The sequence below is a fragment of the Nocardia sp. CS682 genome, assembly GCF_004634405.1.
Taxonomy (GTDB): domain Bacteria; phylum Actinomycetota; class Actinomycetes; order Mycobacteriales; family Mycobacteriaceae; genus Nocardia; species Nocardia ninae.
Genome location: NZ_CP029710.1, coordinates 1,201,201 through 1,222,102 on the forward strand (window position 1 = coordinate 1,201,201; position 20,902 = coordinate 1,222,102).

Annotated in this window: 18 protein-coding genes; 8 read left to right on the forward strand and 10 right to left on the reverse strand. The window is 67.0% G+C overall.

Annotated features, from left to right (window positions below; all coding sequences use genetic code 11):
• Window positions 1–39 precede the first annotated feature (39 nt).
• The gene (locus DMB37_RS05040; RefSeq protein WP_167768749.1) at window positions 40–1,596 is read left to right on the forward strand and encodes an amino acid permease; all 1,557 of its coding nucleotides are present in this window, start codon (window positions 40–42) and stop codon (window positions 1,594–1,596) included.
• Window positions 1,597–1,659: 63 nt separating this feature from the next.
• Window positions 1,660–2,355: a hypothetical protein gene (locus DMB37_RS05045; RefSeq protein ID WP_135231696.1), complete on the forward strand. Its 696-nt coding sequence runs from the start codon at window positions 1,660–1,662 to the stop codon at window positions 2,353–2,355.
• A gap of 53 nt (window positions 2,356–2,408) precedes the next feature.
• Here DMB37_RS05045 and DMB37_RS05050 read toward each other — a convergent pair whose 3' ends face one another.
• Both DMB37_RS05050 and DMB37_RS05055 read right to left on the reverse strand, forming a co-directional pair.
• Complete coding sequence (locus DMB37_RS05050) at window positions 2,409–2,897, reverse strand: carboxymuconolactone decarboxylase family protein (RefSeq protein WP_135231697.1); 489 nt, start codon at window positions 2,895–2,897, stop codon at window positions 2,409–2,411.
• Entirely contained in the window at window positions 2,894–3,973 is a 1,080-nt protein-coding gene (locus tag DMB37_RS05055) for a dihydrodipicolinate reductase (protein WP_135231698.1), read from the reverse strand. Before DMB37_RS05055 ends, DMB37_RS05050 begins: the two co-directional genes overlap by 4 nt.
• A gap of 650 nt (window positions 3,974–4,623) precedes the next feature.
• On the opposite strand from DMB37_RS05055, the gene DMB37_RS05060 reads away from it, so the two are divergent.
• From DMB37_RS05060 to DMB37_RS05070, 3 genes are all read left to right on the forward strand, one after another.
• On the forward strand, window positions 4,624–4,953 hold the full coding sequence (locus DMB37_RS05060) for a hypothetical protein (protein WP_135231699.1): 330 nt from the start codon (window positions 4,624–4,626) through the stop codon (window positions 4,951–4,953).
• Between the two features lie 55 nt (window positions 4,954–5,008).
• Window positions 5,009–7,261 (forward strand): serine/threonine-protein kinase, encoded by a 2,253-nt coding sequence (locus tag DMB37_RS05065; RefSeq protein ID WP_135231700.1) that lies wholly within the window; start codon window positions 5,009–5,011, stop codon window positions 7,259–7,261.
• 126 nt (window positions 7,262–7,387) lie between these two features.
• Window positions 7,388–9,244 carry a tetratricopeptide repeat protein gene (locus DMB37_RS05070; RefSeq protein WP_135231701.1) on the forward strand — a complete coding sequence of 619 codons (1,857 nt, stop codon included), beginning with the start codon at window positions 7,388–7,390 and terminating at the stop codon, window positions 9,242–9,244.
• Here the strand turns inward: DMB37_RS05070 and DMB37_RS05075 are convergent.
• Window positions 9,229–9,795: an NADAR family protein gene (locus DMB37_RS05075; protein ID WP_135231702.1), complete on the reverse strand. Its 567-nt coding sequence runs from the start codon at window positions 9,793–9,795 to the stop codon at window positions 9,229–9,231. The genes DMB37_RS05070 and DMB37_RS05075 overlap by 16 nt on opposite strands.
• A gap of 86 nt (window positions 9,796–9,881) precedes the next feature.
• On the opposite strand from DMB37_RS05075, the gene DMB37_RS05080 reads away from it, so the two are divergent.
• The 3 genes from DMB37_RS05080 to DMB37_RS05090 all read left to right on the forward strand — a co-directional run bounded on the left by DMB37_RS05080 (window position 9,882) and on the right by DMB37_RS05090 (window position 12,916).
• A complete protein-coding gene (locus DMB37_RS05080) occupies window positions 9,882–10,610 on the forward strand; it encodes a tyrosine-protein phosphatase (RefSeq protein WP_135231703.1) in 729 nt (242 codons plus the stop codon).
• Between the two features lie 276 nt (window positions 10,611–10,886).
• The gene (gene erm / locus DMB37_RS05085; protein WP_135231704.1) at window positions 10,887–11,690 is read left to right on the forward strand and encodes a 23S ribosomal RNA methyltransferase Erm; all 804 of its coding nucleotides are present in this window, start codon (window positions 10,887–10,889) and stop codon (window positions 11,688–11,690) included.
• A gap of 59 nt (window positions 11,691–11,749) precedes the next feature.
• Window positions 11,750–12,916 (forward strand): alpha-hydroxy-acid oxidizing protein, encoded by a 1,167-nt coding sequence (locus DMB37_RS05090; RefSeq protein WP_135231705.1) that lies wholly within the window; start codon window positions 11,750–11,752, stop codon window positions 12,914–12,916.
• Window positions 12,917–12,942: 26 nt separating this feature from the next.
• On the opposite strand, the gene DMB37_RS05095 is transcribed toward DMB37_RS05090, so the two are convergent.
• From DMB37_RS05095 to DMB37_RS05125, 7 genes are all read right to left on the reverse strand, one after another.
• Window positions 12,943–14,994: an AMP-binding protein gene (locus DMB37_RS05095; RefSeq protein WP_370465325.1), complete on the reverse strand. Its 2,052-nt coding sequence runs from the start codon at window positions 14,992–14,994 to the stop codon at window positions 12,943–12,945.
• Between the two features lie 570 nt (window positions 14,995–15,564).
• Window positions 15,565–16,470: an ectoine hydroxylase gene (gene thpD, locus DMB37_RS05100; RefSeq protein ID WP_107657591.1), complete on the reverse strand. Its 906-nt coding sequence runs from the start codon at window positions 16,468–16,470 to the stop codon at window positions 15,565–15,567.
• A gap of 6 nt (window positions 16,471–16,476) precedes the next feature.
• Window positions 16,477–16,875, reverse strand: a complete 399-nt coding sequence (locus DMB37_RS05105; RefSeq protein WP_107657592.1) for an ectoine synthase — start codon at window positions 16,873–16,875, stop codon at window positions 16,477–16,479.
• Window positions 16,872–18,149: a diaminobutyrate--2-oxoglutarate transaminase gene (gene ectB / locus DMB37_RS05110; protein WP_135231706.1), complete on the reverse strand. Its 1,278-nt coding sequence runs from the start codon at window positions 18,147–18,149 to the stop codon at window positions 16,872–16,874. Before ectB ends, DMB37_RS05105 begins: the two co-directional genes overlap by 4 nt.
• Window positions 18,146–18,748: a diaminobutyrate acetyltransferase gene (gene ectA / locus DMB37_RS05115; protein ID WP_135231707.1), complete on the reverse strand. Its 603-nt coding sequence runs from the start codon at window positions 18,746–18,748 to the stop codon at window positions 18,146–18,148. Before ectA ends, ectB begins: the two co-directional genes overlap by 4 nt.
• Window positions 18,749–18,832: 84 nt before the next feature.
• Window positions 18,833–19,912: a HAMP domain-containing sensor histidine kinase gene (locus DMB37_RS05120; RefSeq protein WP_135231708.1), complete on the reverse strand. Its 1,080-nt coding sequence runs from the start codon at window positions 19,910–19,912 to the stop codon at window positions 18,833–18,835.
• Entirely contained in the window at window positions 19,899–20,609 is a 711-nt protein-coding gene (locus tag DMB37_RS05125; RefSeq protein WP_135231709.1) for a response regulator transcription factor, read from the reverse strand. The genes DMB37_RS05120 and DMB37_RS05125 overlap by 14 nt, the downstream gene beginning before the upstream one ends.
• Window positions 20,610–20,902 lie beyond the last annotated feature (293 nt).

Sequence of the window (20,902 nt, forward strand, 5' to 3'; positions counted from 1 at the left end):
ACGCTGTGTGAGGGCAGCGTTTACATCCGGGAGCTGTCTATGAGCGAACAACCGTCTCCGTCCGATGATGAACGTCGGCTCGCCGAACTCGGCTACAAACAGGAATTGGCCCGATCGTGGTCCGGATTCTCGAACTTCGCCATCAGTTTCACCATCGTCTCCATCCTGACCGGCGGATTGGCCAGTTACGGAATCGGTTTGGCCAACGGCGGCCCGATCACCATGGCCTGGGGCTGGCCGCTGGTCTCGATCATGGTGCTGTTCGTCGGCATGGCGATGGCCGAATTGGCCTCCGCCTACCCCACCTCCGGCGGCCTGTACTGGTGGGCGTCGCAGCTCGGCGGGCCGGTCTGGGGCTGGTTCACCGGCTGGTTCAACCTGATCGGTCAGATCGCGGTGACCGCGGCCATCGATTACGGGGCGGCGATCTTCACGACCGCGGTGCTCAATGTGATCGGCATCGAAATCGGCACCGACCGCACCGCGATCTTCCTGGTCTTCTCGGTGATCCTGCTGCTGCACGCGGTGTTGAACGCGATCGGCCCGCATCTGTCCGCGGTGATCAACAATATCTCCGCGTGGTGGCACGTCGGCGGTGTGGCGATCTTCGTGCTGGTGCTCGCCTTCGGCGCCGAGAACCATCAGAGCGTCGACTTCGTGTTCACCGAGACCATCGACAACAGCGGTGTCGGGTTCGGCGGGGTGGCGTTCAGCTTCCTGCTCGGTCTGTTGCACGCGCAGTACACGTTCACCGGTTATGACGCGTCGGCGCACATGTCCGAGGAAACCCACGACGCCTCGCGGATGGCGGCCAAGGGCATCATCAACACCATCGTGGTGTCCGCGATCGCCGGCTATCTGCTCATCATGGCGGTGACCTTCGCGATCCCGAATCTGGACGATGCGCTGGATCCGACCAAGAACAGCGGCTACCCGGTGATCTACATCCTGGAGAACTCGCTCAGCTCGTTCTGGTCCGGGCTGCTGCTCATCATCGCCGCGATCGCGCAGTTGTTCTGCGGCTACGCGTCGGTCACCTCGGCCTCCCGGATGCTGTTCGCGTTCGCCCGCGACGGCGCGGTGCCGGGATCGGCGCTCTGGTCGAAGCTTTCGGCCAGGAAGGTGCCGGTCAACGCGGTGCTGTTCATCTCGGTCTTCGCGTTCGTGCTGCTGATTCCCTCGATGCTGGTGCCCGCCGAGAACGCGCCGACCGCCTACGCGGCCGCCACCTCGGTAGCCACCATCGGCCTCTACATCGCCTACGGCATACCGATTCTGCTGCGCCAGGTGCACGGTTCCCGATTCCGCACCGGCCCTTGGCGACTCGGCCGCTGGTACCGCCCGATCGGTATCGTCGCGCTGGCCTGGATCGCCCTGATCAGTTTCCTGTTCATCCTGCCGATGGACGACCGGGGCTACCCCTGGCACAGCGATTTCACCTGGAACACGGTCAATTACGCCCCGATCGCGTTGCTCGGTGTCGTCGGCGCCATCGGCATCTGGTGGGCGCTTTCGGCGCGCACCTGGTTCACCGGACCCCGGCGCACGGTCGAGGACGCGCCGGAGGCCGGCGACGAAACGGCGGTCAACGCCTGAATGAACGGCTCGGAGCGGCTACTGATTCGCGGCTTGTCGGTGCCGGTCGCTAGGTTCGACAGTATGGAAAGGATCGACCCGGAAGACAATGCGACCGTAGGTCGGATTGTGTTTCCGGGAAACCCGTGGCCCGCCGGACACGCGATCGACGAGTTCGTGTGGTCCGGGCGGATCGACGAGAACGGCAATTTATGGTTCGACCTGCACCTGCGGTCGGCCGAGTACGGTGCCGAAGCAGCACCGGAAAGTGCTGCGGACGGCACGGATTGGTCGTCGCCGCAAGTGTGGCGCAACTACCGGAGTTGCACGCTGTCGTCCACCTACTGGGGTGAGGACGACGGCACCGGATTTCTCGCCGCCACGCCGGGTAGTCCATTCCATTTGAAATCGTTGACGCCGCAACGCCTGACGGCCGATCCGCTCCCCCTCGTCGATATCGATCAGCTCGAATTTCTCGCGTTCAATATCTACCTGCTCGGCCACGATTCCGTCGCCGACCAAGAGGTGTCTTTTACCCGCCGCCCAGACGGCAGCCATCACATCGACTGGCGCGGACGCATCGCGCTCACCTACGCCGGTGACGTCGAGTTCCGTCATCGATTCGAAGCCGAGATCGCCGCGACCCTCGAATACATCCGCTACCCCGCGACGCTGTCGCGCGAGGAGGCACACGATCACCTGCAGGCCGTCGTCGACGCGCCGGAGTTGTTCGAGGCGGGACTCGTCGACGGTCAACCTGCCTGGGTACCGAAACCGTAACTTCCGGAAAGTGGTTGCCCCGCCGCCCGAGCGGACCGAGTGAGCGGTTTCGGCTATGCGGCCGAATGTCCCGGCAGCACGCAGGCGGTGTCCAGACCGAGCACGCGATTCAAACGGCCGAAGGCCAGCCAGGAACCGATGCTCATGCTGAGTTCCACCACTTCCACCTGGGTGTACTCCACGAGCATGCGGGTCCAGAACTCGTCATCGATACCGTGGTGGTCCAGGGCGTAACGCTCGGCGTACTCGGCGGCGAGCCGGGTGCGTTCGTCGAAAGCCTCGGTGGTGCGCCACTCGGTGACCGCGTCGGCGAATTCCGGCTCCACCTTGGCGCCGTCGCGTTCGGTGCGCCAGTCCTGGCAGAAGATACAGCCGTTGATTTGCGCGATCCGCAGCCGGGCGGCCTCGAATTCGCGGAGACCGAGCGTGCTGTGCGAATACACCGCCATCGAGAACTGGGCGGCGGCTACCCCGATACCGGGCACCATTTCGCCCCAGACGTAACCGATCGGGTCCTTGCCCTCGGGGACATCGATGATCATGGATTTTCCCTTCCGAGTTTGCCGACTGCCGGACGCAGTGGAATATCGAGCGCGTCGTAGAGTCCGGGTTCGGCCGCGGCGAGCCAATCGATGGCGCTCACCAAACGCCCTACGGCAGTGGCGTTTCCGCCCGCGGAACGGTTGCCGTTCTCGTCGGTCGCCTCGATGGTGACCTCGATGCGCGGGCGACCCTCGATGATCACCCGGTGCGCGCCGTCGCCGTCGGCGGGCGCGGGCCAGTCCGGCGCGCAGGACGGATGGATCCGGGTGACGTGTTCGATGACGATCCGCGGCTCGCCCGCGACGATGCCCTGCACCTCGAAGCGCACCGCACCTTGCGTGCCCGCCGCGAACTCCCCCATCGACACGGTGGTGATCGTGGCTTCGAGCGGTTGCCGATCCAGGGTCTCGCGGATCTCGTCGAGTTCGACGCCGAGTGCCCGCGCCATCAGCCGAATCTGGCCGCCCCACACCATGGTCGGTACCGTCGGCGCGAGCATGGGCGGCTGATAGTCCATCGGCTGGCCCATACCGACGAGGTAGCGCACCGAGTCCGGCTGGTCGTAGGTCGAGTAGTCGAAGATCTCCTGGCAACGCAGCACGTCGATGGTGCCGCCGAGGCCGCTGAGCAACAGGGGCAGCACATCGTTGCCCCAACCGGGGTCCACACCCGAGACGAACAGCGAGCCGCCGCCCTCGGCGATCGCCGCGAGCACCGGATCGCGGATCTCCGCCGGCGCGTTGCGCGGGTCGTAGAGGGCGTACAGGGCGGGCGTCACGACTATGGCGCCCGCGCGGATCGCCCGCACGATGTCGGCGAGCGCGTCGTCGGGGCGGATGTCGCCGGACGCGGCGTACACGACTGCGCGCGGTTTCGTCGCCAGCACCGCGTCGATGTCATCGGTGGCCGCGACGCCCAACTGATAGTCGAGACCGCTCAGCTCCCCCGCGTCGCGCCCGACCTTGTCCGGATTGTGGACGAGCACATTCGTGAGGGTCAGCGCCGGATGGGCCTCGACGGCTCGAATGGCCGCCCGGCCGACATTGCCGGTGCCCCACACCGCCGTGGAGATCATGCCGGGAGCGTAGCAAGCGCTTGGTCGGTTCCACGCCGTAATCGCGAACCTACCCGGGCTCGTCGTCCAGGCCATGCAATCGCCAGCCGGGCCACCTCGGCGTCACCCCACCGGCCCATATCTCGCCGATCGGCGTTTGCCGCAGGTCCCCGTAGCGCCCGATCGCCGCAGCAGGTAGCATCATGTGCGGTCGGTCCGCGTGAACACTCCGCCGTACCCGCCGAATCCCCCCAAAAGTATCTGTAACCGTCGGTTACAGATACATCGAGCTGGCTGACAACCTGGCCGGACTCCGTTATGTCGTCACGGCAACCCTCTCGACACCGGCAGTCGAGCGCCCCGGCGCAAATCCAGGAACTTTCCATGTTGCCCACGCCAGTTGTGGACCTGCCTACCGATGTCGTTTTCAAGTAGACATTCATGCGCGACGCTTGCATAAAGTCGACGAATCCCGCTGCCGGGCAACATATCATGGTGCCCGACAGCACCATATGAACGTTCCCCTCTGGAACTTGGGCCAAAAAGTTCCCCAATCGTTTGCCGAGCCCTACCGCCCCTACCGAACAGCAGTTAAGTTTGAGGAAGCTCGGGGCTTACCGATGAGGCTATCCACGGCGCCAGGGGTGGCTTCCACGACAAGGAGGGTGGTGATGACGACACAACCAGCCGCACTCGGTTATGTGCGGCACGATATCTCGGGTGCGCAGCAAACCTGGGACGAGACTCAAATCCGCAGTCTCGCTAAAAGACTCGGCTACGAACTCATCGAGAATGTGGTCTTCGGCGCGGACACCGCCGACCGACTCGGCCAGCTCCGCGACATCGTCCGGCGCCACGATGCCGAAGCACTGATAACACCGACCCTCGAGCACCTGGACGGCGCCGCCGAACCACTGGTCGAGGTCTGCGACGTTATCACCGTCCGTCCCGAAAACACCTACGCACGATGGGCTTTTCCCCAGATCCAGGCCGACGGCTGAGCGCCGACCCGGCGAACTTCCGGCATCCGCGCGTCGGCGGGGATACGATGCGCAGATGGCGCACCCCGCCCCGCCGGTTCCGGGGGCGACGGTCGCATCGGACCGTTCGCCCGTGAACTCGCGCGGCAACGGTGTCGCGGAGGTGGTGGCGCAGTTCACCGAGGCGTGGCGAGCCGGCGATGAGCCACCGGACCTGCGGGCCTACCTCCCCGACTCCCCCGGTATCCGGCGGGTGTCGTTGATCGAGTTGATCAAGGTCGATCTGGTCCATCGATGGGGACGCGGCACGGCGCCGAAACGCCTGGCCGATTATGTCGAGGATCTACCGGAATTGCGAACCTGGCCGCTGCCGCCGGATCTCATCTACGAGGAGTTCCACGTCCGGCGGCGGTCAGGCACCTCGGTGCAGGTCACCGAGTACACCGCGGCATATCCCGAACAAGCCGAGCAACTTTCGGAAATGCTCGCGACCGACGACTACCGCACCACGATGATGTCGGCCGCCGAGCCGGTCGATCTCGACGATATCGACGCCGGGCAGCAGATCGACGACTTCGATCTGATGACCGGACTCGGCCGCGGTGCCTTCGCGCGGGTATTCCTAGCGCGCCAGCGGTCGATGCAGCGGCTTGTCGCCGTGAAGATCTCCCGCGACAAGGGCACCGAGCCGCAGACGCTGGCCCAGCTGGATCACGACTACATCGTCCGGGTCTTCGATCAGCGCGTGCTGGAGCACCGCAAGCTGCGGCTGCTGTACATGCAGTACGTGCCGGGCGGGACCCTGTTCACCGTGCTGGAGCGGGTTCGGGTGACCCCGCCGGAACACCGGGACGGGCGGCTGCTGCTCGACGTCATCGACTCGGTGCTGGCGGGCAAAGGCGAGATCAGGCCGAGCGAATCGCCGCTGCGGGCACGGCTGGCCCAGCTGTCTTGGCCGGAAACCATCGCCTGGCTGGGGCGGCGGCTGGCCGAAGCGCTCGACTACGCGGGCAATGCCGGTGTGCTGCACCGCGATATCAAACCGGCGAACGTATTGCTCACCGCGGACGGCATTCCCAAGCTCGCCGACTTCAATATCAGCTTCAGCGGTAATGTTTCGGGCGACAGCCCGGTCGCCTACTTCGGTGGCTCGCTCGCCTATATGTCACCCGAACAACTCGCGGCGCTACATCCGGACCGCCCGGGTACAGCCGAGGATCTCGACACCCGCAGCGACCTGTACGCGCTCGCCGTGGTGCTGTGGGAATTGCTCACCGGCCGAAAGCCGTTCGACGACGACTCGGTGACCGGCGGCGACCGCACGGCACTGGACGGCATGCTGGAGCGTCGCTCCGGCAGTCCGAAAGCGCTGCCCTACCAGGATCTTCCACCCGATTGTCCGGCAGCGCTGGAGCGCGCCCTGGTGCGTGCGCTCGATCCGGAGCCGGACAACCGGTGGCCCTGCGGGGCGGACATGGCCCAGCAGTTGGAGGTCTGCCTCGACGCCCGAGCCCGCGATCTCGTCGACCCGCCGCCCGCCAGTTGGCGTTTGCGGGCACGCAAGCTGATGCACCCGATCATGGCGCTCGCCATCGCGGTGCCGAACGCGCTCGCGATCTGGTACAGCTACAACCACAACCGGACCCTCATCATCAGCAAGCTGGACGAGCAGGCCCAGCATCGCTTCGACCAGATCGCGGTGACCACCTACGGGCTGTGCTTCCTGATCGGCTTCGTGGTCACCAACGTGCTGCTCGCGAACCTGTGGTCGATCTCGCGCGGACTGCGCAACGGCAAGTCCTACGACGCGCAGACCCTCGCCCGCGCACGCGGCGACACCCTGCAACTGGGCAAGCGAAACGTGCTGACCTGCTTCGCGCTGTGGGTCATCGCGGGCGTCGCGGTGCCGGTGTCCGTGCAGGTCTCCGGCAACCACATCACGCCCGAGTCGTACCTGCACTTCTTCATCACGCAGATCGTGTGCGGTGCCATCGCCATGGCGTATCCGTACTTCATGGTGAACTTCTACGCGGTGCGCTCGCTGTACCCGATGTTCCTGCGCCACGGCGGACTCGGCGCGCAGGACGCACGCGCGCTACGCCGGCTCGACCGCCGCAGCACCTACTTCCTCGCCATCGCCGCCGCCGTTCCGCTGCTCGGCGTCGCGGGCGCGACATTCATTCCGGCCGAGGATATTCCGGCGGTCATCGTGGCGCTGCGGGTGCTGTGCGTTGGCAGCGCCCTCGCCTTCATCGGCGTGTACTGGCTGTTCCGCATGCTGGAGCAGGATCTCGCCGCGCTGGAGCGCATCGTCGCCCGCTCCGCCTGAGCACCGCCGCGGTCGCGTCAAGGGGCCGCATGATTGCTGCGCCATTCCCGGCTTCGGCGAGTACGGTATATCCCGCCGCACAGCGCAGGGACGGCACGACGCATTCGGCGGAAAGGCGGGCATCACGTGAACGAGCCGTATTCGTCATGGGCCGCTCGGAATTCGCCCGATGATCGGCCGCTCGCCGCCCGATACCAGAGCGCGGAACCGATCGTGCTGCGTGGCAGCGAGGTCTATCCGATGTACACCGAGCAGGTCGGGCCGGACCCGACGGCGGTCACCGTGACGCTGCTGTCCGCCGCGCCCCCGGCCGGGCTGCGTGGCCTCGGCATAGGGCTGTCGGTCGTCGACGGCTACGTCGGCCTGAACGGGCGCCGCCTCAACGGGGTCGATGTCTGGTCCGATGCCCTGGTCGGCGGCATCAGCTTCGACATCATCGGCACCGCCCCCGGCACCCTGGTGACGCTGACACCCGTCTGGGTGGACGGATTCGGCGAGCAGAAGTCCTGGGTCGGCAATTACGGCATCGTCGTGGAGAACACCCCGGACGGCCGCGTCGTGCTGTGGTGCAGCATCGGCGAGGGACCCGCCAACTTCGCCAACCTCGTCGTCGAGGTGCAGACCGCGCCGGCAATCTCGGAACCCACGGTGGATGCCCAACCCACCCATCCGATGCGTGCGCCGAACCTACCGCCGATATCGACCGGCGCGCACCCGGCGGCTGCGCAGCAGAACACGCACCACATCCCCGGCGGCGACATCGCGGCGAACAACCACCCGCCGGCCGCGCAACCGGCCCAGCACAACTCAGGTGGCGGCTTCGCACCGAACACCACCTCGCCGACCACACCACCAGCCCAACACAACCCCAGCGGCGGCTTCACAGCGCACACCCACTCACCGGCCGTGCAGCCCGCCCCACACAACCCGAGCAGTGACTTCGCGGCGAGCAACCACCCGCCGACCACACAGCCAGCCCAGCACAACCCAGGCGGCGACATCGCGGCGAGCAACCACCCGCCGACCACACAGCCAGCCCAGCACAACCCGGGCGGCGGCTTCACATCGAACACCCACCCACCAGCCACACCACCGGCTCAGCACAACCCGGCCAACGGATTCGCACCGAACACCAAACCACCAACCCAACACAACCCAGGCGGCAGTTCCACAGCGCACATCAACTCGCCGGCCGCGCAACCGGCCCAACACAACCCGGCCAACGGCTTCGCACCGAACACCAAACCACCAGCCCAATCCAACCCCGGCGGCAGTTCCACAGCGCATACCAACTCGCCAGCCGCGCAACCGGCCCCAAACAACCCAGGCAGCGGCTTCGCACCGAACACCTACCCGCCGACCACACCACCAGCCCAGCACAACCCAGGCGGCAGTTCCACAGCGCACACCAACTCGCCAGCCGCGCAGCCGGGCACGCACAACCCGGCCAACGGCTTCGCCGCGAACACCCCCGCAGCGCCGAGTCCCGCGTATTCCGGTGTCGCACAGCCGCCGCCGAACCCGCACGCCGATTCCCAGTCTGCTCCGATGCCGCCGCTCGGCTCGGACGCCCAGTACGGCCCCGGCGTCCAATCGGCCCCCACCCGCCCCATGCGCTCCGGCGCACCGGCCGACGAGACCCCGGCGCCGGACACAGGCGCGAGCTATCGGACCGCCCTCTACGACCTCGGCGTCGCCATGTACAGCCGCGGCGAGGAAGACCAGGCCTGCGGGCTGTGGGAGCAAGCCGCCGACGCCGGTCACGCGGGCGCCGCCTACGACCTCGGCGTGGTCCACTTCCGCCGCGGCGACCTGGCCGACGCGCAACGCTGGTGGCGCGAGGCCGCGGAAGGACGCGAACCGCGCGCGATGGCGGGTCTCGCCGAACTCCTGGACCGGCAAGGCGACTACGCCGAAGCCCGCGTCTGGCGGGCCCGCGCGGACGAGGAGCGCGTCGCCAACGCCGATCAGTCGGTCGGCTGACCCCCACGCAGTTCCGCGCGGGCGTCCATCAGCGCGAAGCCGAGCAGGTTCAACCCTTGCCACTGCACGGGATCCTCGGCCCGTGGATCGTCGGCGCCCAGCCCGATCCCCCAGATCCGGTCCACCGGACTGGCTTCCACCAGCACCCGGTCCCCCGTCCCGAGCAGGTACTCCGCCAGTTCGGCGTGCTGCCCGAACTTCGCGACGTTCCCGCGCACCACGATCTCGTACCGGTGCGCGCTCCACACGCGGCTGTCGAAGCCGCGGACCTCGCGCCCGAGCGCTTTCGCCGCTTTCGGCGTCGGCGCCGCCAACACCCGTTCGGCATTGTCCACGTCGCCGAATAGTCGCGCCTTACCCCACATCATGTAGTGCTCGGCCGACCGGAACTCCGCCCCGTCCAGCACGAACGACGCAGGCCACCACTGACTCAAACAGCTGGGCCCGATCCGGCCGCTGCGCTCCGGCTGATGCCCCCAGAACATCAGATAGTCCACCTTCTCGCCCGCAGCTGTCGCCTCGACCAGGTCGCCCACCGAACGCAGGTGCATGATCATAGTGTGCCCTATGGTCGCCCCTTCCTGCCTGCCGAATATCCGCGAAGGTCGTTGTGGGCGGCGAACATAGAGTTCCTGGAGTGAACGGACACATCGACTTCGAGCGACTACACAACTTCCGCGATCTGGGCGGCTACCCGACGGACGGACACATGGTGCGCTGGGGACGGCTGTTCCGCGCCGACTCGCTGAGCAAGCTGCGCGACCAGGACTGGGCGCGCTTCCTCGAGCTGGGCATCACGACCGTCATCGACCTGCGCTACCCCTGGGAGATCGACGCGAGAGGCCGAGTCCCGCAGCACGAGTCGCTCGTCTACCACAATCTCAGCATCGAGCATCGCCCGTACGATCAGGCGGCGCTCGGGCCGGACATCGAGGTGGGACCGTACCTCGCCGAGCGGTTCCTGGAGGTCGCCGCGGACGGTGTCGAGGAACTGCGCCGGGCCATCGAGGTGCTTGCGAAGGCGGACGGCCCGGCGGTCTTCCACTGCGCGTCCGGCAAGGACCGGACCGGGCTGCTCGCGGCCCTCGTCCTGAACCTGCTCGGCGTGCCCGATGCGCAGATCATCGAGGACTTCGCCCGGACCGAGCTGGCTACCGACCGTCTCATCGCCGACTGGCGGGCGGCGTATCCCGACAAGGAGCTGACCTGGCCCGGATACGGGCGGGCGCCCGCGGAGGTGATGCGGTTGTTCCTGGCCGCATTGGCCGCCGAGCACGGTTCGGTGCGCGGGTATACGACGGAGCGGCTCGGCGTCGACGAAGACGTGGTCGCCGCCTTGCGGCGCAGCCTGCTCGAAACGGCGTAACCCGCGGCGAAAAACCGGTCGCGGGTCCGCGCGGGGGTGCGATATCTTGCGGGCATGAACGGTTCGGCGATGAACGGCGGGTACGCGATCAGCGCGTACTACATCCGGCTGCGCACGGAGGCCTGGGCTCTGCCAGTGCACCGTGACGCTGCGTTGTCCCGACTGTTCTGATCGGGATGTGCGCCGGCGGTCGATGACCGCCGGATTTTCTGTGCGCTGGCATGGGTCCGGGCGAATCACTTTTTCTGATTCGACCACTCCGTTCGGAGGATACCCATGTCCCGTCATCGTTCGCTGCCGCGCGCCCGCGATACCCGGGTCGGCACCCGGAAACGTTTGTCCCAGAACTTCCTCGTCGACGCCGGGGCCGCCCGGTTGATCGTGCGCTCGTCCGGCGTCACCGACGCCGATCTCGTGCTCGAGATCGGCCCCGGCGACGGCATGCTGACCAGGCAGCTGCTCAACACGGCAGGCCGGATTCGCGCCTATGAGAAGGACGCCTACTACGCCGAGCGGCTGCGCAGGCGCTACGCTGCCGACGATCGAATAAGGCTGTTCCACACCGATTTTCGTGCGGTGCACGCACCGGACGAGCCGTTCGCGGTGGTCGCCAATGTGCCCTTCGCGGTCACCACCGACGTGCTGCGCTGGTGCCTGGCGGCCCGGCGGCTCACCTCGGCCACCTTGCTCACCCAATGCGAGTTCGCCCGTAAGCATTCCGGCGACTACGGCCGGTGGACCAAGCTCACCGTCGCCCATTGGCCCACCGTCGCAATGGAATTGGGCGCACGCATCGGACGGCACAGCTTCCATCCGGTACCGAGCGTCGACACCGCGGTCCTGCACCTGCGCCGCAGGCCGCGCCCACTGCTGCCGAGCTCGGCGCGCGCCGAGTACCGGCGGATGGTGGAACTCGGTTTCTCGGGCGTTGGCGGCTCGCTGGCGACGTCGCTGCGCAGGCAGTTCCCGGCGCGGGCGGTCCGGGCGGCCTGCGCAGCGGCGGATCTGCCGGAGAACGCACCGGTCGGACTGGTCGACCCCGACCGCTGGCTGATTCTCTTCCGGACATTGACCGGGTAAACATTCCGCTACACAAATGTATCGGATACATTCGTGTATCAAACGAGGAAGGGAGTGCCGTGACCGGCAACTTCGGTGACTACCAGTACGAGATCTACTTCCAGGGCCTCGGCGGTGTCCTGCCCGACCTGCCGATGACCTACGCGGACCTCGAAGCGCGGGCCCAGGCCGCGCTGCCGCCGGGAATCTGGTCCTACGTGGCCGGCGGTGCGGGCGACGAGCTCACCCAGCGCACCAACGCGACGGCGTTCGAGAAGCTGGGCCTGATCCCCCGCATGCTCCGCGCGACCAGGGACCGCGACCTCTCGGTGGACCTGTTCGGGATGAAGCTGCCGTCCCCGATCTTCCTGGCCCCGGTCGGCGTGATCGGCCTCTGCGCGCAGGACGGCCACGGCGACCTGGCGACCGCCAGGGCTGCCGCCCGCACCGGCGTCCCGATGATGGCCTCCACCCTGACGGTCGATCCGCTCGAAGACGTGGCCGCCGAATTCGGCGACACCCCCGGTATGTTCCAGCTCTACACCCCGAACGATCGCGACCTGGCGCAGAGCCTGGTGAGCCGCGCCGAAGCCGCGGGCTTCAAAGCCATTGTGGTGACCCTGGATACGTGGGTACCCGGCTGGCGCCCCCGCGACCTGAGCACCTCGAACTTCCCCCAGCTGCGCAGTCACTGCCTGGCGAACTACTTCAGCGATCCGGTGTTTCGCGGCATGCTCGCGAAAACTCCGGAGGAGGACCCGAAAACCGCGACGCTGACCTGGGTTTCGCAGTTCGGCAACCCGATCACCTGGGACGACCTGGCCTGGCTTCGTTCGCTGACCGATCTTCCGTTGGTACTCAAGGGAATCTGCCACCCCGACGATGCCCGCCGCGCCAAGGACGCGGGCGTGGACGGCCTCTACTGTTCCAATCACGGTGGCAGGCAGGCCAACGGCGGCATCCCGGCGATCGAGCATCTGCCCGAGGTGGTGGCCGCCGCCGATGGCCTGCCGGTGCTGTTCGACTCCGGAATCCGTTCCGGCGCCGACATTGTCAAGGCGCTGGCCCTCGGCGCGACCGCAGTCGGCATCGGCCGCCCGTACTGCTACGGGCTGGCACTGGGTGGAGTCCAGGGCATCGTGCACGTGCTGCGCGCCCTGCTCGCCGAGGCGGACCTGCTGATGGCGGTCGACGGATATCCGGCGATCGCCGAGCTCACCCCCGACGCGATTCGCCGGTTGAACTGACGACGTCAGCCGAGCTGGGCACATGCTCAGCTCGGCTGAATCAGCGTGCGCTTCAGAATCTTTCCGGTCGCGTTGCGTGGCAGTGCCTCCAAGAAGGTCACGTCGCGCGGCACGGAGAACCGGCTGAGCCGATGACGTATGTAATTGCGGACCATGTCCCGGTCCAGCCCGAAGCCCTCCCGGGTCACCACGAACGCGGCGAGCCGCTGGCCGTACTCCCTGTCCGGCACGCCGACCACCGCCACCTCGCTCACCTGTGGCAGATGCGACAGCGCCTCCTCGACCGGTCGCGGGAAGACGTTCTCACCACCGGAGATGATCATCTCGTCGTCCCGGCCCGCCACGAACAGCAGCCCGTCGGCGTCGAGGTAACCCAGGTCGCCGGTGTCGAGCAGGCCGCCCCACTCGGTGGGTGGTGTGGCATCGGTGTAGCCGTCGAACAGCATGTGGTTGAGCACGAAGATGCGACCGGTCACGCCGCGCGGCACCGGACGCAGATCCTTGTCCAGCACAGCGAGTTTCGTGCCCAGCGGCGGGCGGCCCGCGGTGGTCGGCGCCGCGCGCAGATCCGCCGGATCGGCGATGGTCGCCCAGGACACCTCGGTCGAGCCGTAGACGTTGTAGAGCACGTCGCCGAAGGTGTCCATGAACTTCAGCACCGTCGGACCGGCAAGGGGCGCACCACAACTCGCGACCACCCGCAGGCTCGAGGTGTCGTATCGATCCCGAATGTGCGCGGGCAGGTCCAGGATTCGGTTCACCATCACCGGCACCACGATGAGGGCGGTGACGCGGTGCTCCTGGATCAGTCGCAGACAGTCCTCGGCGTCGAACCGCTCCGGCAGCACCACGGTCGCGCGGATCGGGGTGCTGATCTGCAAGGCTGCCAACCCCCAGGTGTGGAACAGCGGCGCGGGGATGAGCATGGTCTCGTCCATCCGCATCGGAATCCGCGACAGCAGCGCCGCGACCGTGCCGAAACCCTTGGGCTGCGGGCGTTGTGCGCTCTTGGGTGTGCCGCTGGTGCCGGAGGTGAGCACGATCAGCCGGCCGGGATGCGGCGGCCGGGCAAAGGTCGGTGCGTCGAGGGCGATCAGATCGTCGACCGTGTAGCGCTCGAACGCGCTGCGCTGACCGGTGGCGAAGCGCGGTACGCCGGCCGCCACATACTTGGTCAGCGCGTCGTACTCGTCGTCGAGGAAGATCGCGGACAGCCCGTGCCGGTCGGCGACATCCTCGATCTGCCTGGCCGACAGTCCGGTGTTCAGCAGCACCGTGTCCACGCCGAGTTTGCCGGTGGCGACCATGCACTCGACCATTGCCACGCGATTGCGGGACAGTAGCCCTACTTTGTCGCGCGCGCCGATGCCGAGCATGCTCAGCGCGGAAGCGAGTTTGTGCGTGCGCGCGTGCATTTGACCGAACGTGTAAGCGGACACGTCGTCCACGACGGCGAGGCGATGCGGCGAGTGCCCGGCGGCGGCCGCGTAACCGCCCGCCAGGGTAAATCCCCATTTGGCAAGCCCGCCCACCTGTTTGAGCGCGCGGTCGGGCCGATAAGTGCGCACGACACCGGTCGACACCATCTGTTTCAGCGTGCCGACCTGCTGTTTCGCCGCCGACTCCTCACCGTTGACCAGCACCGACGAGGGTGTGCCGAGGATGGCGTCGGTCATCCGGTCGAGTCCGGCCATGGTCCAGGCGATCACGTCGGCGTTGTCCTGCGCGGCGATCCACGGATGGATCCGGCCCGCGCCGAAGTAGGTGATGGTGACCCTGGTCTGCTCCTGCTCGCCGCGTAGCCGGATCGCGGCGAAACTGCCCAGGCCGGGGCACTGTAGCTCGAAAGTTTCCAGCTCTTTGCCGATCACCAGCCGTATCGCGGGCACGCTCAGTTCGGTGCCGTCGTGCCAGGCCCGGATCAGCAGGACAGGGTGCGAGTCCGAGGTTTCCGCGCGCTCACAATCTCCGATTCCTTGGAACATCCGGGTATAGGTCTGCGGGTCCATGAAAAAGTCCCACAGGGCTTTGCGTGCGGCCGAGAACTCCGCATCGATAGTGATGACGTCCGTTACCAACTGCGTTGCATTTCTTCATGGGCCGACCGAGCGGTATGCGTCGGCATGGTCACGTAGTTGTACCCAGCGGTAACAATTAGGTCAAGTGCTTCGCCGATTGCCGCCCATTTGCCCGGAAATTGGTCAGATGCCCACTTTTGTGCGAACTGCCTACAGGTGACAGCACTCTGCACAAAGACCGCAAAAATGCTTCCGGACCAGCCACGATCGGGCATCGAACCGAGATGACCACGCGCACAAAGGCGAACGGCGCTGCGCGCGGTCCGCTACCCCGCTCACACGGCTTCGGGGCACTGAGTGATCTTGTGGCGAACACCAACCCGGCCGTGTTGTCCAGGACATTGCACACGCCGGAAGAACAGTTGGCTGGCTCGCCGGGGACCGGGGCCGAATCCGGCTGCGTTAGGCGGCAGCAGCGGAGGGCCGACAGGATCGTACCGCCGATGGGTGCGGGGCGCGCGGCGAGCGCTGGGCCCGCCCGAAGGCGCACTTCGGGCGATGCAGCCCCACCGACGCGAAGGCGCCCTTCGGCCCGGCAAGGAGGACCGAAGGGCGCCTTCCGGCGACGAATCAGGCAGGCAGCGGCGTGAAGTCGCGACTGCCGATGTAGCCCGGCCGGGGCGCCGGCGCCGCGAACGGCTCCACCAGCGTGTTCTCCACGCTGTTGAACACCAGGAAGATGTTCGACCGCGGGAACGGCGTGATGTTGTTCGACGAGCCGTGCATCAGGTTCGAGTCGAACAGCAGCGCGGACCCGGCCCGGCCGGTGAACTGGCTGATGCCGTAGGTGTTCGCCAGCGTGGTGATATCGGACTGGGCGGGCACCCCGATCTCCTGCTCCTGCAACGACTCCCGATAGTGCTCGGCGGGCGTGCTGCCCAGACAGGGCACGAACGTCCGGTGCGAGCCGGGCATCACCATCAGGCTGCCGTTGATCGGGTAGTTGTCGGTCAGCGCGATGGACAGGCTCACCGCCCGCGGCACGGGCATGCCGTCTTCCGCATGCCAGGTCTCGAAGTCGGAGTGCCAGTAGAAGCCCGCACCGCGGAAACCGGGCATGTAGTTGACCCGGCTCTGATGGATGTAGACCTCGGAGCCGAGGATCTGCCTGGCCAGCCCGGCGACGCGGGACTCACGCGCCAGGTCGGCGATCGCCGCGCTGAGGCGGTGCACCTCGAAGACCGACCGCACCCGGTTCGACGACTTCTCCACGATCACCCGCTCGTCCCCGCGCAACGCCGGATCGCCTGCGAGACGGCCGATCTCGGCGCTGAAGTCGGCCACCTCGGTGGGCGTGAGCAGTTCGTCGATGCTGGCGAAACCGTCGGCGTCGAAGTTCGCCAGCTCCGGGCTCTCGACCCGGCCCCACACCGTCGGATCCTTACGGTCCAGATGGGTGGCGGGCGTGCTCAGTCGAGTCGGGTACCGATCGACTCGGTCGATCACGGGCCGAGTTTCAGTGTGCTGCAATACCATTACTGCCTATCCCCCGATCGTCGCGGCCACCAGCGGGTAAGCGCCGGTACTGTCGTGGACCTCCTGCCCGGTGACCGGAGGATTGAACACGCACATCATGCGCATCTTCGTCGTCGCCTCGAGCCGGTGCCGTTCGTGCTCGTCGAGCAGGTACATCGAGCCGGGCTCCAGCACGTAGGTGACGTTGTTGTCGAGGTCGGTGAGCGTGCCGGTGCCCTCGATCAGCCACACCGCTTCCACGTGGTAGCGGTAGTGGAACTCGTGCGTGGTACCCGCATCGATGGTGGTCTCGTGGAAGGAGAACCCGACGCCGTCGCCGCCGAGGATGATGCGCTTGCTGCGCCAACCCTCCCCTGCCACATCGCGATCGGTGCCGGTGATCTCCGCGGTGCTGCGCACGATCATGCGATCGCCCCCACGCCACTGCAGACGGTGTCGACGGCGCCGGTCAGGATGCCGAGGCCGTGGTCGAGCTCCTGATCGGTAATCGTCAACGGCGGCAACAACTTCACCACCTCGTCGGTGGAGCCGGAGGTCTCCACCAGCAGGCCGCGCTCGAAGGCGACCTGGCAGACCTTGCTCGCCTGCGAGGCGTCGTCGAACACCACGCCGTGCACCAGGCCGCGACCGCGCGTCGACAGGCCGGGCACGTTGTCGGCCAGCTCGGTCAGCGTCCGGGCGACCCGCTCGCCCTTGGCCAGCGTCGAGGCCTGCAGCGTGCCGTCGGACCAGTAGTGCCGCAACGCGACTCCCGCCGTGACGAACGCCGGGTTGTTACCGCGGAAGGTGCCGTTGTGCTCGCCCGGCGACCACTGGTCGAGCTCGGACTTGAACAGCACCAGCGCCATCGGCAGGCCGTAGCCGCCGATCGACTTGGACAGCGTGACGATGTCCGGGGTGATCCCGGCCAGCTCGAAGGAGAAGAACGGGCCGGTGCGGCCGCAGCCCATCTGCACGTCGTCGACGATCAGCAGGATCTCGCGGGCCGCGCACAGCCCGGCCAGGTGCCGAAGCCATTCGGCGCGTGCGACATTGACGCCGCCCTCACCCTGCACCGTCTCGACGATCACCGCGGCGGGACGGTCGAAGCCGGACGAGGTGTCGTCCAAAACCTTTTCCATCCACTGGAAGTCGGCGGTGGTGCCGTCGAAGTAGCCGTCATAGGGCATGTGCGCCGCGTGCACCAGCGGCACACCGGCACCCGCGCGCTTGGCCGCGTTGCCGGTGACCGACAGCGCGCCCAAGGTCATGCCGTGGAAGGCGTTGGTGAAGCTGACGACGGTCTCGCGACCGGTGATCTTGCGGGCCAGCTTGAGCGCGGCCTCGACGGCGTTGGCGCCGGTCGGCCCGGGGAACTGCACCTTGTAGTCCAGGCCACGGGGCGCGAAGACGGTGTCGCGCAGGGTGACCAGCAGGTCCCGCTTGGCCGAGGTGGACATGTCGAGGCCGTGCGTGATGCCGTCGCCCGCGATGTAGTCCAGCAGCGGCTGCTTGAGCACGTCGTTGTTGTGGCCGTAGTTCAGCGCGCCCGCGCCGGCGAAGAAGTCGAGATAGTCGTTGCCGTCTTCGTCGCGTAACCAGCTGCCCTTGGCCTTGGTGAACACGGTCGGCCAGTTGCGGCAGTAGCCGCGGACATTGGATTCCAGACTTTCGAAAATGCTCGTGTCAGCGTTGATCATCGGTGGTCCTCCTGCGTTGTGCGAGCGGTCGGTGCGATGAGATAGAGATCCTCGGGCGCGTGGCTGTCCGGGAAGACACCCGCGTCGAACAAGGGGCGCTTGGTGATTCGGGCGTCGCGGCGCCGTGCCACCGAGCTGAACAAGGCGATCGATGCGGCGTTGTCCGGCGAGATGGTGGTTTCCAGCTTCGAAACTCCCTGGGCGGCAACATTGTTGAGCAAGGCGTGCAGAAGTTGTGCGCCGGTCCCCTTGCCCTGCTGGGCTCGGTCGACGGCCACCTGCCAGACGAACACCGTGTCCGGCGCCTGCGGCCGCACGTAGCCGATCACGAAACCGACGACGCGGCCGTTCACCTCGGCCACGACCGAGGTGGTCGCGAAATCGCGACACCACAGCACGTAGGCGTAGCTCGAATTGGTATCGAGCACGGCCGAATCCTTCGCGATCCGCCACAGCTGGGCGCCGTCGGCGACGCGCGGCGCGCGCAGCACCACGGCCGGACCGGTCTGCTTGCGCGCCGGTGCGGAGCCGAGTGCGGCCGCGGCCTGTTCGACACGGATGCGTTCGAGCTCCGCGGTGTTCAACGTTGGCAGTGTCATACAACTCCCTGGTCGGGTCCGCAGTACTTATCCAGGCTTACGAACCAACTTTGAGGTGGCCTGGTCGACTTCATTACGGTTGTGTTACGACTCGATTGCGTCGATCCCCGGCACGGTGACGACGAACCGGGCGCCGCCACCCGGCCGGTCGGTGCATTCGACCTGGCCACCGTGCTTGGTGACGGTCTCGGACACCAGCGCGAGCCCGATGCCGGTCCCGGTCGCCGAACGGCGTCCACTGCGCGCGGTCGCGAAACGTTCGAAGATGCGCACCCGGTCCGGCGGCGGCACCCCGGGGCCCGCGTCGTCCACCACGATCACCGCGTCCCGGCCCGTGCGATCGGCGCGGACCGCGACGACGCCACCGCCGTGCAGATCGGCGTTGCGCAGTAGATTGCCGACCGCCCGCTCCAACTCGAGTTTGCGGCCGCGCACCACGACGTCCTCGTCGATCGTCAGCAAGTCCGCCGGGTACCGCCGCTCGGCCAGCGTGTGCGTCAGCAGATCGCGCACCGACAGCGGCTCCATATCGCCGCGGTGCATGCCCGCCTCGACCCGCGCCAAGGCCAGCAGGTCGTCGAGCAGCCGCCGCAGATGGTCGACCTCGTCGCTGACCAGACCGAGCGCGCGTTGCGACCGTTCCGGTAGATCCGTGCGGTGCCGGTTGAGCACGTCGACACTGGCGGTCAGCGTGGTCAACGGCGTGCGCAGTTCGTGGCTGACATCGCCGAACAGCCGATGCTCGCGCTCGATACGCCGCTGTAGCGAGTCGACCATGCTGTTGAACGACTCCACCGTGATGGCCAGATCCTGGTCGCGGTTGGTGGACAGTCGCAGATCCAGATCACCGGAGGCGATCCTGGCCGCGGTGCCCGCCAGCTCGTGCAGCGGCGTCAGCACCCGCCTGCTCGCCCACCAGCCGACCGCCGCGCCGATCAGCGTCACCACCACGGCACAGCCGATCAGCACGTTGCGCAGCAAGTCCAGATTCGACTCCAGATCGGTGACACCGGACTGCGCGTGCTGCAGATAGCTGCGGCTGATGGTGAACACCGACACGACGAGCACCAGCGACATGAGCGCGGTGATCGCCGCGAACATGGCCGTCACCCGACCGCGCAGACTCCAGCGTTTCGGATCGAACCAGCGCTCAGCGCTGGACATCGAGGCGGTAGCCGAGCCCGCGCACGGTCACCACGATGCGCGGATCGGACGGGTCCCGTTCGATCTTGGTGCGCAGCCTGCGCATATGCACGTCGACGATCCGCTCGTCGCCGAAAAATCCTTGGTCCCAGACTCTTTCGAGCAACACGGTGCGGCTGAGCACCCGGCCCGGCGCCTCGGCCAGCTCACACAGCAGCCGGAACTCGGTGAGCGTCAACCGGATCTCCTCGTCGCCGCGGCGGACCACGCCGCCGTCCTGCGCGAGCACCAGCGGGGCATCCGGGTCGGCGTCGAGCACCATCTCCTGTGGTGCCTCCCGCTCGACGGTGGGCCGAGCCCGGCGGCGGACCGCGCGCATGCGCGCGGTGATCTCTTTGATCTCAAAAGGTTTCGTCACGAAATCGTCGGCGCCGGCCTCCAGCGCGGCCACCACATCGTGGGTATCGTCGCGGGCACTGACCACGATGATCGGCACGTCGTGCTCGCGTCTGATCTCGCGGATGCAGTCGAAACCGTCCATGCCGCCGAGCATCAGGTCGACGATCATGACATCGGGCACACCGTTGCTGCGCAGATGGGTGAGCGCGTCCTCGGCCTCCTCGGCCTCTTCGACGTCGTAGCCTTCGTCCTCCATGGCGAGCCGAAGCGCCCCACGGACCCTGTCGTCGTCTTCAACGATCATCAGGTTCGCGCTCAAATACCCAATCCTTTGCAGACACGCGGACACGCGTCGGCTGGTGCGGAAATTCGCATCCCCAGACCGACGCGACATTCCGCTGTTCGAGCCACCTTGCCGACCTTGCGAGTACCCGAACAGACCGTTCGGTAAACGTCGACTGGACGCTCGATCAGTAGCCATCGAGCCCCACCGGGGACGGTGCGACTCACGCTGCCGTGACCCCTTCGGGCCAGTTGATCAGCGTCTGACTAGTTATCCACCATGGTCGGAATCGCGCCGTTACGCAACCGTTACGTGACTCCCGACACATT